The organism is Pseudomonas fluorescens, from assembly GCF_902497625.1.
In the GTDB taxonomy this organism is placed as follows: Bacteria; Pseudomonadota; Gammaproteobacteria; order Pseudomonadales; family Pseudomonadaceae; genus Aquipseudomonas; species Aquipseudomonas fluorescens_BQ.
This window is the reverse complement of the sequence record NZ_CABVGX010000005.1, coordinates 79,206-93,059: the sequence shown is the minus strand read 5'-3', so window position 1 is coordinate 93,059 and position 13,854 is coordinate 79,206. Positions and strand designations below refer to the sequence as shown.

Annotated in this window: 11 protein-coding genes; 3 read left to right on the top strand and 8 right to left on the bottom strand. The window is 59.6% G+C overall.

Features of this window, described 5'->3' with window-relative positions; all coding sequences use genetic code 11:
- The first annotated feature begins 141 nt into the window (after positions 1 to 141).
- Positions 142 to 762, top strand: a complete 621-nt coding sequence (locus F8N12_RS04995) for a TetR/AcrR family transcriptional regulator (protein ID WP_150579451.1) — start codon at positions 142 to 144, stop codon at positions 760 to 762.
- Between the two features lie 26 nt (positions 763 to 788).
- Positions 789 to 1,043: a hypothetical protein gene (locus F8N12_RS04990; protein ID WP_150579450.1), complete on the top strand. Its 255-nt coding sequence runs from the start codon at positions 789 to 791 to the stop codon at positions 1,041 to 1,043.
- Between the two features lie 104 nt (positions 1,044 to 1,147).
- Here the strand turns inward: F8N12_RS04990 and F8N12_RS04985 are convergent, their stop codons facing one another.
- The 7 genes from F8N12_RS04985 to F8N12_RS04955 all read right to left on the bottom strand — a co-directional run bounded on the left by F8N12_RS04985 (position 1,148) and on the right by F8N12_RS04955 (position 10,880).
- Positions 1,148 to 3,985, bottom strand: a complete 2,838-nt coding sequence (locus F8N12_RS04985; protein ID WP_224787665.1) for a PAS domain-containing protein — start codon at positions 3,983 to 3,985, stop codon at positions 1,148 to 1,150.
- 269 nt (positions 3,986 to 4,254) lie between these two features.
- A complete protein-coding gene (locus F8N12_RS04980) occupies positions 4,255 to 5,814 on the bottom strand; it encodes a sensor domain-containing diguanylate cyclase (protein ID WP_150579448.1) in 1,560 nt (519 codons plus the stop codon).
- Positions 5,815 to 6,082: 268 nt separating this feature from the next.
- A complete protein-coding gene (locus F8N12_RS04975; RefSeq protein WP_150579447.1) occupies positions 6,083 to 6,661 on the bottom strand; it encodes a hypothetical protein in 579 nt (192 codons plus the stop codon).
- 1 nt (position 6,662) lies between these two features.
- The gene (locus tag F8N12_RS04970) at positions 6,663 to 8,831 is read right to left on the bottom strand and encodes a xanthine dehydrogenase family protein molybdopterin-binding subunit (RefSeq protein ID WP_150579446.1); all 2,169 of its coding nucleotides are present in this window, start codon (positions 8,829 to 8,831) and stop codon (positions 6,663 to 6,665) included.
- Positions 8,832 to 8,848: 17 nt separating this feature from the next.
- Positions 8,849 to 9,304 (bottom strand): (2Fe-2S)-binding protein, encoded by a 456-nt coding sequence (locus F8N12_RS04965; protein WP_150579445.1) that lies wholly within the window; start codon positions 9,302 to 9,304, stop codon positions 8,849 to 8,851.
- A 173-nt stretch (positions 9,305 to 9,477) separates the two neighbouring features.
- A complete protein-coding gene (locus F8N12_RS04960; RefSeq protein WP_150579505.1) occupies positions 9,478 to 10,632 on the bottom strand; it encodes an NnrS family protein in 1,155 nt (384 codons plus the stop codon).
- Entirely contained in the window at positions 10,632 to 10,880 is a 249-nt protein-coding gene (locus F8N12_RS04955; RefSeq protein WP_150579444.1) for a transmembrane sensor/regulator PpyR, read from the bottom strand. The genes F8N12_RS04960 and F8N12_RS04955 overlap by 1 nt, the downstream gene beginning before the upstream one ends.
- Positions 10,881 to 11,201: 321 nt before the next feature.
- Here F8N12_RS04955 and F8N12_RS04950 point away from each other — a divergent pair, with 321 nt between their 5' ends.
- Entirely contained in the window at positions 11,202 to 12,035 is an 834-nt protein-coding gene (locus F8N12_RS04950) for a helix-turn-helix transcriptional regulator (protein ID WP_150579443.1), read from the top strand.
- 211 nt (positions 12,036 to 12,246) lie between these two features.
- Here the strand turns inward: F8N12_RS04950 and F8N12_RS04945 are convergent, their stop codons facing one another.
- On the bottom strand, positions 12,247 to 12,834 hold the full coding sequence (locus tag F8N12_RS04945; RefSeq protein WP_150579442.1) for a LysE family translocator: 588 nt from the start codon (positions 12,832 to 12,834) through the stop codon (positions 12,247 to 12,249).
- Positions 12,835 to 13,854 lie beyond the last annotated feature (1,020 nt).

Here is a 13,854-nt window from a genome sequence, read left to right as displayed (position 1 = left end):
TTCCTCGGGCTCAAGTGAATTGACAGAGATAAACAGAATACTGCTCTGTTACAGAACATTATTCTGTAAAAGCTCGCCAGTCAATCACTCGTGCCCTGCCATTGATTGAATTACCATGGCTCTTTTTTGCCTGGGCTGAGAATGGAACCTGATGACCTGCTTGAGCGCTGCTATCCAGGGCGTCGTGCCGAATCCAAGCGGCACATCCTCAAATGTGCTCTGGCACTTTTCAACCAGCAGGGCATTGAAGCGACCACGATTGATCACATCCGCGTAGACAGCGAGATGAGCGTTGGGGCCATCTATCATCATTTCCAAAACAAGGAAGGGCTGGTCGCCGCGCTGTACATGACCGCTCTTGATGACCAGGCACAACTTAGGGATAGCTACCTTGCAGAGGTCACGTCGACCAAGGAATGGGTTCAAGCATTGGTCTACAGCTACGTCGATTGGGTCGTCCGTCAGCCGGACTGGGCGCGCTTTCAGTACCAGGCGCGCTTTGCCGTCGCGCAAAGCAGTTTTAGCGATCAGCTCAAAGAAGCCAATCTGCGCCGAAACGCTCAACTGAAAGACTGGTTCAACAACCCCGCCCATCGCCGGGACCTGCTGGAGTTACCCTTTGAATTAATGCCGTCACTCATCGTCGGTGCTGCGGAGAGTTATTGCCGGGCCTGGCTGTCTCAGAGAGTCAAAGGAAGTCCTGAGGATCACCGGCAACAGCTTGCGCAAGCGGCATGGCGCGCAGTGGGCGGTCAGGACTGAACTATCCCGTTCCATAGGACTGACATATGACCGATTTGATAACCGGCCTCCAGGGGCCCCGAACTGCCCGGCAGGAATTGTTTTATGACCTCGAAGACGCCGCCTCCATTATCGGTTGGGCAGTGGTGCAACTGTCCGCCATGGCGGACAGCGAATCCAGTAGCGCAAAGGTTGATGCGCTGAGGAAGATCTGCGAGCTGATGAGTAACGAGCAGATCAAGCTCGCCGGTTATGCCGACGAGGTAAAGGCAGGACGAATTGTTCGTTCTGAGGCTGAATGATGTTTAAAACCGCCGGGTAATGGCGGATTTGCATGATCTGGACGGATGTGAGGCAGCCTTCGCGAGCAAGCTGGCTTCTGCGGCGATTGGGAATATCCGCACACTCACTCGCCCATCAACCTGCGCACCCGCGAAACCAGCGTGTCAATAGCAAACGGCTTGGTCAGCACATGCATCCCCGGCTCGAGGTGGCCCTGAGCAATCGCAGCGGTTTCTGCATACCCCGTAATGAACAACGTCTTCAATCCAGGGCGAACCTCCCGGGCGGCGTCTGCCATCTGCCGCCCGTTCATGCCACCGGGCAAACCTACATCCGATATCAGCAAATCAATACGCACGCCGGAACGCAGGACCTTGAGTCCTTCAGCACTGTCCGCTGCTTCGATGACGCAATAACCCAATTCTTCCAGCACCTCTACCAGCAACATGCGCACTGTGTGCTCATCATCCACCACCAATATCGTCTCACCGACGTTTGTAGCCGCGGGGGCACTGGCGCTTTCGGCATGCTCCTGAACACTCGCGTCACCCACATATCGCGGCAGGTAAATACACATCGTGGTCCCGCGTCCCACCTCGGAAGAAATCCGCGCCTGGCCGCCTGACTGTTTGGCAAAGCCGTAAATCATCGAAAGACCGAGACCGGTGCCCTGCCCTATAGGTTTGGTGGTGAAGAAAGGATCGAACGCTTTCGCCACGATCTCGGGCGTCATACCTGTTCCGGTGTCGCTTACACACAGCGTCAGGTACTGGCCTGCCGGCAGGTCCAGCGCTGGCGCCTCCTGCGCGCTCACCCACTGATTGGCAGTGGTGATGGTGATGCGCCCACCGTTGAGCATGGCATCACGTGAGTTGATGCACAGATTGAGCAGGGCATTTTCCAGCTGGCTGGGATCCACCAATGCCGGCCAGAGATCCTCTGCGCCGACTGTCTCCAATGGGATGCTGGGGCCTACGGTGCGCTGGATCAGCTCGCTCATGCCCTCGATCAATGCATTGACATTGGTCGGTCGCGGATCGAGGGTTTGCCGCCGGGAGAACGCCAGCAGTCGATGCGTCAAAGCGGCTGCCCGCCTGGTGGCGCCTTGTGCCGTCTGCAAATACCGATCAACGTCGGAAAAGCGCCCTTGACTGATCCGCGTGGCCATCAGTTCCAGAGCACCGGATATGCCGGCCAGAAGATTATTGAAATCATGGGCCAGGCCACCCGTCAGTTGGCCGACTGCCTCCATCTTCTGCGACTGACGCAACTTTTCCTCGGCCTGCATCAACTCCGACGTACGCTCGGCGACACGCTGTTCCAGGGTTTCATTGAGCGAGCGCAATGCAGCGGTGGCACGGTCACGCTGCGCCTCTACCGAGCGACGCTCTTCAACGTCGATCACGACGCCCGGGAAACTGGTCGGCGTGCCGTCCTCAGCGTGATCGACGCGGCCGTTGGCTTCGATCCAGTAATACTTGCCGTCAGCGCGACGCACCCGGTATTGGTGGGCATAAGCGCCGCCGCGGGCAATCACCTCATCGATTGCCCTCTTCAACCCGGGTTGATCCTCCGGGTGGACAGTGGCAATGACCTGCTCGAGACTCAAACCTTCGTGACCCAAGGCCGGATCGAGGCCAAAGGCCCGCGCAAACGCCTCGTCCACGGTGAAACTGTCTTTGGTCAAATCCCAGTGCCACGTGCCGAAGATCGCACCTGCCGCAAGGGCGAGCTGGACCCGTTCGATGTTCGCCCGAGCGATCATCTCACTCTGGCGCAGACGTTCTTCGTCAGCACGGCGTCCGGTCACGTCACTGAATAAAATCGCCAGTTGACGATCGGCGCGATCGCCCACGGGCACGGCGCGCACGTCAAACCAGCGGCCAAACGCCTTGGCATAGCTCTCGAAGTTGGCCGGCACGCCGGTTTTGGCCACGCGGCCATAGGTTTCAAACCAGAAACGCTCAAGATCGGGGGCAAATTCAGTCACCCATTTGCCGCGCAGGTTTACACCTGCCTGACGCTCGAAAGCCGGGTTGGCTTCCAGGAACCGATAGTCCACCGGCTGATCGTCGGCATCAAACTTGACCTGCACGATGGCGAACGCCGCTTCGATGGTTTCCAGAATCGTGCGAAAACGTTCTTCGCTCTGCCGCAGCGCGGCTTCTGTGCTGCGTACCCGCGTCAAATCGAGCATCGCGCCGATCATACGCAGCGCACGGCCGTCCTTGTCGCGGATGACGTGGCCGCGATCAAGCACTTCGGCGTACGAACCGTCAACCCGCCGGAAGCGATATTCCTCGGTCCAGGCAGTGCCGTTGCCATCGATTACGGCGTGAATGGAAGCATGGATACGCTGCTGATCGTCCGGGTGAATTTGCCCGATCCACCAGTCGCCGTTCATTTCGATATTGGCCAGCGCATGACCATAAGCCTGCTCGAGAGCGTCGTTCCACTGCACACGATTGGAGGTCAAATCCCAGTCCCAGATCGCATCATTGGTCGCTTTGACGGCTAACCGATAGCGCGCCTGGGCTTCTTCGATCGCGCGGCCCGCGAGGTGCTCGTTGGTGCGGTCGCGCAGAATCTTGACGAAGCCGAGGTGAATAGCGTGGTCACCCCAAAGCGGCATCATCTCTCCAGAGGCCCAGAAGCGCTGCCCGTCCTGACGCAGGTGCCAGCGTTCATCGGACGCTCGCCCGTCGCGCAGCGCACTGGCCATCTCCAGCTCGATTCGCCCGGCCGCGCGATCCTCCGGGGTAAAAAAACGCGCTGCGGTACGGCCACGCATTTGTTCCGCGGTCCAGCCCATCACCTGAGTCGCGCCGGAGTTCCAGTCGGTGATCTTGCCACTCGGGTCGGTCAGGATCATCGCAAAATCAATGGCGCTGTCGAAGATTGCCCGCTGACGCGCTTCACTGCTGGCCAGGGCCGAGCGACTGGCTTGCAGCTCCGCCTGAATTTTTGCCGAAGCGCGTCGATCAGCCAGCACGGCACCTGGCGGTCGCTGGTTGCCGTGTGCGCCTGTGTCCGCGGCTAGCGTTGCAGACCCGGCGTCGTCGCGCAGGGAATCATCCCGGCCGGAGCGCGGTATTTGCGCCTCAAGTCTGGCAGCACCAAGCGCCAGACGAAGGCTCGCGACCTCGGCCTCAAGTTCCTCTCGGGATAAATGTTTCAGGATGTCCCCCAACTGATGCACCGTCTCTTTTTCAGTCTGATATCAAGAGTGACTCAAGGCATTGCAGGTTCGGTCATGGCGACCCCGCTGCGCCCTACTTGTTTGACGCCATACATCGCCTGATCCGCTGCTTTGAGCAAGGTATCGAGACTTTGCCCGTGGTCCGGACACTGTGCGATGCCGATGCTGCACGAGATGGCAAGCTCCCCTGCGCTTGTGACAACGGTCTGTGCAATGGATTCAAACACCCTCGCGGCCATTAGTTGCGCATTGTCCTGGCGAGTCAGACCGGACAGCAGAATGACGAATTCATCTCCGCCATAGCGGGCAACGGTGTCACACGAGCGAGTGGCTTGCAGCATGCGCTTGGCCACCGCTTGGAGCACTTGATCACCGGCTTCATGGCCATAGTGATCGTTGATCTCCTTGAAATGATCCATGTCGATCAACAACACGGCAAACTGCACCCCGTTTTCCAGCCAGTTCGAATGCGCCTGGTCAAACCGATCGGCGAACAGGTAGCGATTGGGCAGCTGGGTAAGCACGTCATGCGTGGCGAGATAGGCGGAACGTTGATGCTCGGCGTCTGCCCGCTCTACGGCCTGGAAGTGTCTGATCAGCACCACGGGCATCCCGATCAGTACGCCGGCGAGTACGGTCAGGATGATCAGCATTTCGTTGGTCAAGACGTCCGCAAACCTTAACTGGCGCTCGAACAGCAGGGTCATGGGTTGCGACATATTGCGAATCTCGACCCGCTCGGCCAAACGCGGCAAAAAAAAGTGATCGAGCACACCGGTTGGCAGCGGCGGAGTGGAGAAAACCGGACTTTCAGTGCCGGCCGCCGTATTCAGGACGGCGTCAATGCGCACCAGCGGATCAACGTTTGCGTTGTTCACGGCATCAAGCAGCGCGCCGGTCTTGACCAAAAGCAACGACATCATCGTGCTGCCGAAGAAATTCGGCCGCACTTGCTCCCGCGTCTGGGAGGGCCGTGTGACCGACTGCATCAGGATGTATGCACTATCGCCCTCGTACATCGAGAAAACCGGCGATACCACCGGTTTTTGATGGTGGCGGGTCAACGCCAGGGCGTAGGACAGGTGGCCGACGGTTTCCAGCCGCACGCCGTAGATCGAACTGGACTCCGGCAGCGACGGGTACATGAATAACACTGGCCAGGTTTCTTTGAGGTATGCCTGAGGATGGCCCGGTTGCTGGGCCAGGTTCGGGAAATCCTTGAGTTTGAAATCTGCTCGCCAGGTACGTTGAAGCAATGCTTCGAACGCAGCTTGCTCGGTGACCGGAACCGCCCGCGCCGCTTCCAGCATGTAAATGTGCGGATAAGCGGATAAAACGGCGGCGGCATACCGGGCGGCGGCTTCCGTATCGCTCTGATCGACAGCTTGCAGGAAGGCGGAAAACCCTGCCAATACAGCTTCATTGGTGTCGAGCTGATTGCGCACAATGCCGGAAATATTCTGCACGTATTCCGAAAAACGCGTTTCCCTGCGCTGGGTTTCAGACTTGAGCAACAGCAACGCAGAGAACCCGACCAGGCCGACGGCGAGGACGATGAAGCCAATCAAGGAACTGCGCCGCTTGGTCAGCATTGCGCCGTGCCCATGCCTGAAAAGAGTACGAAGTCCGGGTTAGCCGCTTCCGGATGCAGATTCCACATAGCGTCTAGTCCCTGTTTCAAGCGGCTGGTATGCGCGGCTTCTGGATATTAGCGGCTGATTCTAAGGCAACGTGCCACGGTTAAGAATAGGGAAAAGTGCCAGTAGTTGTGCTGCGGTGTGGGAAGAGTAGCGGCGATGCAAATCCGACCAGCTCCGGCCGGTCTGCGCGATGGCACTCTGTCAGGCGAAATTGACTGGATCAGATGCCTGCAACGGGGCACGGGCCTCCGGCATCCGCCCAGAGTTTGAACTGCGCGACGAAAATGTCATGCGGCACTGGCACCGGTGCCCTGCCCTCGCCCGGGTTCCAGCCCCACAGCACCAGTTTGTCCTCGCTGACGTGTTTGAGCATGGCGGCGAAATCACGGTCGCCATTTTCGGAGCGGTCTTTGATCATCGCGCAGAGCTTGTCGGCCGGCAGACCGATCCAGGCCATTTTGTGCGCCGCTGGCGGCAGGCTCCAGTGAGGCGCGCCGGGCGGCATATGCGGGCCGTAAGTAGCGGGCGGATTACTCTCGGCATGGCACGTCGTGCAGGGCAAACCGCCCGCGCCTTTACCGTCCAGTCCACGGACCACGTTCATCGCGTGTGGAATGCCTTCATCGAATTGCAGCGGCGAGTCACCTGGGATATGACAGTTCTGGCAACGTGGGCTCTGCAAGACTTTTTGCACGGTATCGAATGCCTTCAACGCAGCCTTGTCATCAGCAAACAGATCGGTCGCGTAGGTGGTCAGCCCCACCATCACCACCGCGCCGAGTAAAAGATGTCGTTTCATTTCACACCCCCGACAGCTGCAAGGGCAACTCGCGCAGTCGCTGTCCGGTGAGCGCGAACACTGCGTTGGCCACCGCCGGCGCTGTCGGTGGCACGCCTGCCTCGCCGACGCCGCCGGGTTTAGCGCTGCTCGCGACGATATGCACTTCGACCCGCGGCATCTCGTTCAAACGCAACACTTGATAGTCATGGTAATTGGACTGCTGCACCTGCCCGTCCTTGAACGTCAGCTTGCTGTGCAGGGTAAATCCGAGGCCGAAAGCGATAGCCGACTCCATTTGCGCGGCGATACTCAACGGGTTGACCGCGATGCCACAATCCACTGCGCACACCACCCGGTGTACGCGAATGCCCAGATTGTCCTGCGACACTTCCGCAACCTGCGCTACATAACTGCCAAACGATTCGTGCACCGCGACGCCCAGCGCATGGCCATCGGGTAATGGCGCCTGCCAGGCAGCTTTCTCCACAGCCAGATCAAGAACCCCCAGATGCCGCGGATGCTCCCTGAGCAACGTCCGTCGGTAATCCACGGGGTCCTTGCCAGCCGCTTCAGCCAGTTCATCAATCAATGATTCCATCACAAATGCGGTGTGGGTGTGCCCGACCGAGCGCAACCACAATACGGTGATCCCGGTTTGCGGCGAGTGCAGGTCGACTTGATGGTTGGCCAGTTTTGCCAGATAAGGGCTGTCCGCCACGCCCTCAACCGAAGTTTTATCGACACCTTCCTTGACCATGCTGGCCTCGAGCAGGGTCCCGGCCATGATCGATTGCCCCACCAGCACGTGCTTCCAGGCGATCGGCGAACCGTCTGCATCCAGGCCAACGCGAGCCTGATGCAGGAACGCCGAGCGGTAATAGCCGCCGCGAATATCGTCTTCGCGCGCCCACACGGTTTTGACCGGCATACCGGCCGCTTTTGCCACCTCCACCGCCTCGGCGACGAAGTCTGAGGTCGGATTGGCGCGACGGCCGAAACCGCCGCCGAGGAATTGGGTATGAATCTCGACCTGCTCAGGTTTGAGCCCGGTGATCTTGCCCGCGATCATCTGGTCGAGCGTCTGGAATTGCGTGCCGGTCCAGATCTCGCATTTGTCCTGGGTGATCTTCACCGTGCAATTGAGCGGCTCCATTGGCGCATGTGCCAGGTACGGCACACTGTATTCGACGTCAATGGATTTGGCGGCGTTGCTCAACGCCTGCTCGACATCGCCGGCTTTACTGGCAGAAGCCCCGGCGGTGCCAGCCAGTTTGCGAAAGTCTTCAAGCAGGACCTGGCTGTCGAGCCCGGCGTTGGCTCCCAGGTCCCAGTCGATCTTCAGCGCATCGCGCGCCAATTTTGCGGCCCAATAATGGTCGGCAATCACGGCGACACCGCTCGGCACTTGCACAACCTTGTGCACGCCAGGGATCGACAACGCTTCTGCGCCTTCAAATGATTTGACGCTGCCGCCGAGCACCGGCGAGCGGGCGACCATCGCGGTCATCAGTCCGTCAAATTGCACGTCAATGCCGAATTTCGCGCGACCGGTGATTTTCTCCGGAGTGTCCAGACGTTTGGTCGGCTTGCCAATGAGTCTCCAGTCCCTCGCCTCCTTCAATGTGAGTGCGGCCGGATCCGCAACCGGCAGCTTGCCGGCGTCATCCGCCAATTCGCCATAGGTGGCACGCCGGTCGCCGGCGATAACCACCCCTGGCTCGGTACGCAGGGTCGACGGTGCGACGTTGAAACGCCTGGCGGCAGCGTCGATCAACATCAGGCGCGCGGCGGCACCGGCCTGACGGTAGCGATCGAATTCCATCCACGTGGAGGTAGAACCGCCGGTGATCTGCATCCCGCCAAATGCAGCCAGGCCATAATCTGCCGCCGAGGCCGGGGAATGCTCGACGCGGATCTTCGACCAATCGGCGTCAAGCTCCTCGGCGATCAGCATGGTCAAACCGGTCCAGATGCCTTGGCCCATCTCCGAGTGGCCAAGCAACACGGTGACGCTGTTGTCGTTGCCGATCCGCAGGAACGCATTCGGGGCGAACACCTCGCCCTGATTTTCAGCGCCCATGGCAAACCGGTGAGCACCGGGCAACACAAACGCGACGACCAGACCACTGCCTAGCAGCGCGCTGCCTTTGAGAAAACCACGGCGAGATATCGGATTGCTGCTCTTCATCGCTGAGCCTCTGCGCATCAGCCGATGTCGGCGGCGCGTTTGATCGCTGCACGAATGCGTGGATAGGTGCCGCAGCGGCAGATGTTGCCGGAGAGAGCCTGGTCGATGTCGCTGTCGGTCGGTTTGGGGATTTTCGCCAGCAATGCCGCGGCCGACATGATCTGCCCGGACTGACAGTAGCCACACTGCACCACATCGAGTTCGGCCCAGGCTTGCTGCACCGGATGCGAACCGTCGATGGACAGGCCTTCGATCGTGAGAATTTTCTGCCCATGGGCGACCGCTGTGGCGGGCGTGACGCAGGCACGTACGGGCGCACCGTCGACGTGCACGGTGCAGGCGCCGCACTGGGCCATGCCGCAACCGAACTTGGTCCCGGTGAGGTGCGCAACATCGCGCAATACCCAAAGCAAGGGCATGTCTGCCGGGACGTTCAGTTCCTGATCCTGGCCATTGATGTTGAGGGTCAGCATTGCGAAGGACCTCAGACTCACAGTGTTCTGAAGGGCGTCGCTGCGACGATCAACTGCCTGCGCGCGCCTCGGGTTTATCCCTACAGCTAAGCGCAAAATCCCGGACAAGACCGGTTCATCGACCACCGGTCACCCTTAAACAAGACCTGCAACCCTCAAGCGCGGATAGTGCTTCAGACCCGAGGAGTCAGCAAAATACCGGTGTACTTCCACAGGAACAGAGCAAACGCCACACACCAGAACAATGCTGACAAAGCCAAGCCAGTCGATGAAAGCGGCACCAGCAACACCCGACAAAGCCCTGCGATCAGCAGCAACGCAAAGCCTGGCACTATCGCCCTTGAAGGCTGCAGCGCCCGACCGGTATGGCCAAGACTGACGCGCGCAATCATCGCCAGAATCAGCCCGCCCATGGCGCCAACCGACAGCGCATGCGTCGCCAGGCTCTGTTGCGGCAAAACGCCGATGTGCCACAAGGCCATGGCCAGTGCGGCCACCGCCAGCCATAGGTAAGAAACATAAAGTGACCACAACAGCGGCAAGCGCCAGATACCCCGATCATGCCAGCGCCAGAGGCGTAGCAGGTGCAGTCCGCCCAGCAAACCAAAGAATCCACCCAGCCACGCTGACGGCTGATCATTCAAGCCAGCGGCGAAAGACACTGCAACGAGTAGGCTACCGATCAACAGCAGGCGCGTCGGCAGCACCGGCACCGAAGCGGGAGTCGGTCGATCGAGCCCGCGCTGGATGAAAAACGGAATCACCCGGCCGCCGATCACGGTCATCAGCGCGCCCACCAGCCAAACGGCCGCCAGCACGCCGTTGCGCTGCAAGCCGGCATTGTCGCAGTAGATTCCGGCGAGGGTCATCGCCTGACAACCCGCCAACAAAATGAGCACCAGCACAATTGGATAATGGTCACGCTTGCGCGCCGCCACCAGCTCCCGGCCCATCAGCCAGGCCAGCAATGGCAGAAAGGGCATCTGCAAGGCCAACAGGAGAGCGACTGGCAGCGGCAACAGCCAGGCTGAACGCGCCACTAGCCACACCAGTAGCAGACCGATCAGCGGCCAGCCCTGGAGGCCCGGTCGCCCGGTCCAGTTCGGCACTGCCGTCAGTAGAAATCCGCCAATAATTGCCGTCGCAAAACCGAATGGCATCTCATGCCGATGCCACGCGAGCATCCCGCCAGGTGTGTGCGCATCCGGCCAATGGCCATAGAGCCACAATCCCCAGATCGCCACGGCAATAAGCGCGAAGCCTGCGCCGGCGAGAAAAAAAGCGCGAAAGCCAAGACTGAAGACCGGCGCTGCCGCCAGGCGGCGGATCATGCCAGCGACCCGACCTGCATTTTTCCCAACCGGTATTGCGCCAGCAGGCGCATGACGTAACCGATTTTGATCAGCGTTGGCCCGGTGATCGTGCCGGCGTGCATCAGCACTTGCACCGCGATGGGCAGATACCCTGTATAGAGATAGGCGCCGTAGATTCCGACCAATAAAAGAACAAGGCCCGCCCAGAGTATTTTGCTCGACAGGTGCAGGACGTTTTGCAAGTTGCTGAAGTAAGCAAACATTTTTCGTACTCCTGAAGCATTGAATTGTATTGAGAATACTTCAGGAAGCGTGCCAGGTAATTAATACATGAGGATCAGTGAGTTATACTCAATGCAGTCAATTCGACGTCGACGGGGATTGGTCCTATAGACTCCAGAAAGGTCATTTTGACTCGCTGTAAATGGCGTGCGCTGGCAGCAACCGCCGCTGTTCAGAGCGACGCTGCACATTTCCCCTCGGGCGCAGTGTGTCCCTGAACGCGCCGGGATTTCTGATCAGCGAATTTGTCGATGTGGAGGGTGCCAAATACACTCCAGGCTGGCTTGCCGAGGAATGCCACGATGAAACATTCGCCAGTAAAAAATGCCGACATGGCTCCGCGCTTCTGGCGCGACCCCGCCCTGCCCTTCATCGAAGCCCGTGCCGTCGCCGACGGTCGCGAAGTCTGCTACACCCGGCATTCCCACGCACATTTTTCCATCGGCGCGATCACGGCCGGGCGCAGCACTTACGTGCATGAGCATATGCAATGCGAAATCAGCGCCGGCACCGTCGTGTTGATGAACCCCGGTGACGTGCACGCCTGCAATCCGATCAACGACCAGCCCTGGTCCTACCTGATGCTGTATGTGGAAACGCCATGGCTCAGCGATTTGCAGCGCCAGCTTGGGGTCAGCCACGACCAGGCGTTTCGCCGGTTTGCCGTGACGCATACTGCTGATGCCTGGCTGTTTGACGGGCTGAATAATCTTTACGCGGTGCTGACCGATTCCGACCAGGATATCCTGTGCAAACATAGCGCAGCGGTGGAATATTTTACCGAGGTGCAGCAACGCCTCAACCCCGCCGAGCAACCGCTGCGCGAAGCCAATGCCAGGCTGGAACGTGCAGCCGAATACATTCGTGAAAACTGCACGAAGATGCTCAAACTCGAAGATATCTGCGCGGCGGCGCAACTGTCGCCGTCGTACTTGATACGCGCCTTCAAACAGCATTTCGGCATGACGCCTCACGCGTTTCTGCTCAACCGGCGTATTCAGTTTGCCCGAGAGCAGCTGCGTCGAGGCAGATTGATCGCCGATGTCGCCCTCGAAGCCGGTTTTGCCGATCAGGCACATTTCCAGCGAGTATTCAAACAGCATTTGGCGGCGACGCCGGGGCAGTATCAGCGTTAAGTCTTCAATGTCCGTGCTCGGCTGTCACGGGTTCTGCGACAGCAATGCCGATGTGGCGCGCGCGGCTTACACCATTACGCGGTTGAAAACGGGCCGTTTCAACGCGCTGGACCCTACGACAGATAACCTTCCAGGCGATTTGAGCTGAGCACCGACTCGCGCCACCGGTTTGCCCGGCGACGTGGCGTGGTGCATCAACAAGCCGTAGGGATCAGGAATAAACCAGATACCCGGCGCTGCCCGCCAACAACAGAGCCATGGTCCGGTTGAACCAGCGCAGGTTACGGGCATTGTTCAGGTATTGCTTGAGGAATGTCCCGGCATATGCCCAGCACGCGACCGACAGATAACAGATCACCAGGTACACCGCCGCAAACTGCCAGACCAGCGATGTATCGCCATCCGCAACGAACGCGCCCATGCCGGCGATGCACGCCAGCCAGGCTTTCGGGTTGAGCCATTGCATGACGGCGCCGTAGAGCATCGATGGCGCTGTACTGGCCTCTTTGCTCTGCAGCTCGCCGTTGTCCGACGCCAGCTTCCAGGCCATGAACAGTAGAAATGCGACGCCCGCAATCTGTACCACTTGAGTCAAGGCCGTCCACATGGACAACACCTCGTGCAGGCCCAGCCCCATCAACACCAGCAGCAACACAAAACCCAGGGTCGCCCCGGCCACATGCCGCTGACTGGCACGAAAGCCGTACTGCGCGCCGGAACTCAACGCAACGATATTCACCGGCCCCGGCGTAATGGACGCCACTAATGCAAACGCCGCCATTGATACCATTACACTCATCGCACACCTGCTCTATTCGATTGAACAAGGCCGCAATGTAGCGATGTGTTCGGCGCGGGTATTGAACAAAACTACCCAACACTCTAATTCTTCGTAGCAGCTGCCTAGGGCTGCGTTAGCGCACTACCAGATGACCAATGATCATCAATTGACACCGGCTCCGCCGGACGCAGGCTGCGCCAGCTGCTACAGGGTCTGTGCTGCACCGAAACCTGTAGCAGCTGCCGAAGGCTGCGTTAGCTCACTACCAGATGACCAATGATCATCAATTGACACCGGCTCCGCCGGACGCAGGCTGCGCCAGCTGCTACAGGGTCTGCGCTGCACCGAAACCTGTAGCAGCTGCCGAAGGCTGCGTCGGCGGCCTACCAGATGACCGGTGATCATCAATTTAAACCGGCTACGCCGGACGCAGGCTGCTACAGGGTCTGCGGCGCACCGAAACCTGTAGCAGCTGCCGAAGGCTGCGTCGGCGGTCTATCAGATGGCTGGTGATCATCAATTTAAACCGGCTACGCCGGACGCAGGCTGCGCCAGCTGCTACAGGGTCTGCGGTGCATCGAAACCTGTAGCAGCTGCCGAAGGCTGCGTCGGCGATCTTCTAAATGGCCGGTTATCATCAGGTGAAACCGGCTACGCCGGACGCAGGCTGCGCCAGCTGCTACAGGGTCTGCGCTGCACCGAATCCTGTAGCAGCTGCCGAAGGCTGCGTCGGCGGCCTAAGAGATGACCGGCGATCATCAATTTAAACCGGCTACGCCGGACGCAGGCTGCGCCAGCTGCTACAGGGTCTGTGCTGCACCGAAACCTGTAGCAGCTGCCGAAGGCTGCGTCGGCGGTCTACCAGATGGCTGGTGATCATCAGGTGAAACCGGCTACGCCGGACGCAGGCTGCGCCAGCTGCTACAGGGTCTGAGGTGCACCGAAACCTGTAGCAGCTGCCGAAGGCTGCGTCGGCGGTCTACCAGATGGCTGGTGATCATCAGGTGAAACCGGCTACGCCGGATGCAGGCTGCGCCA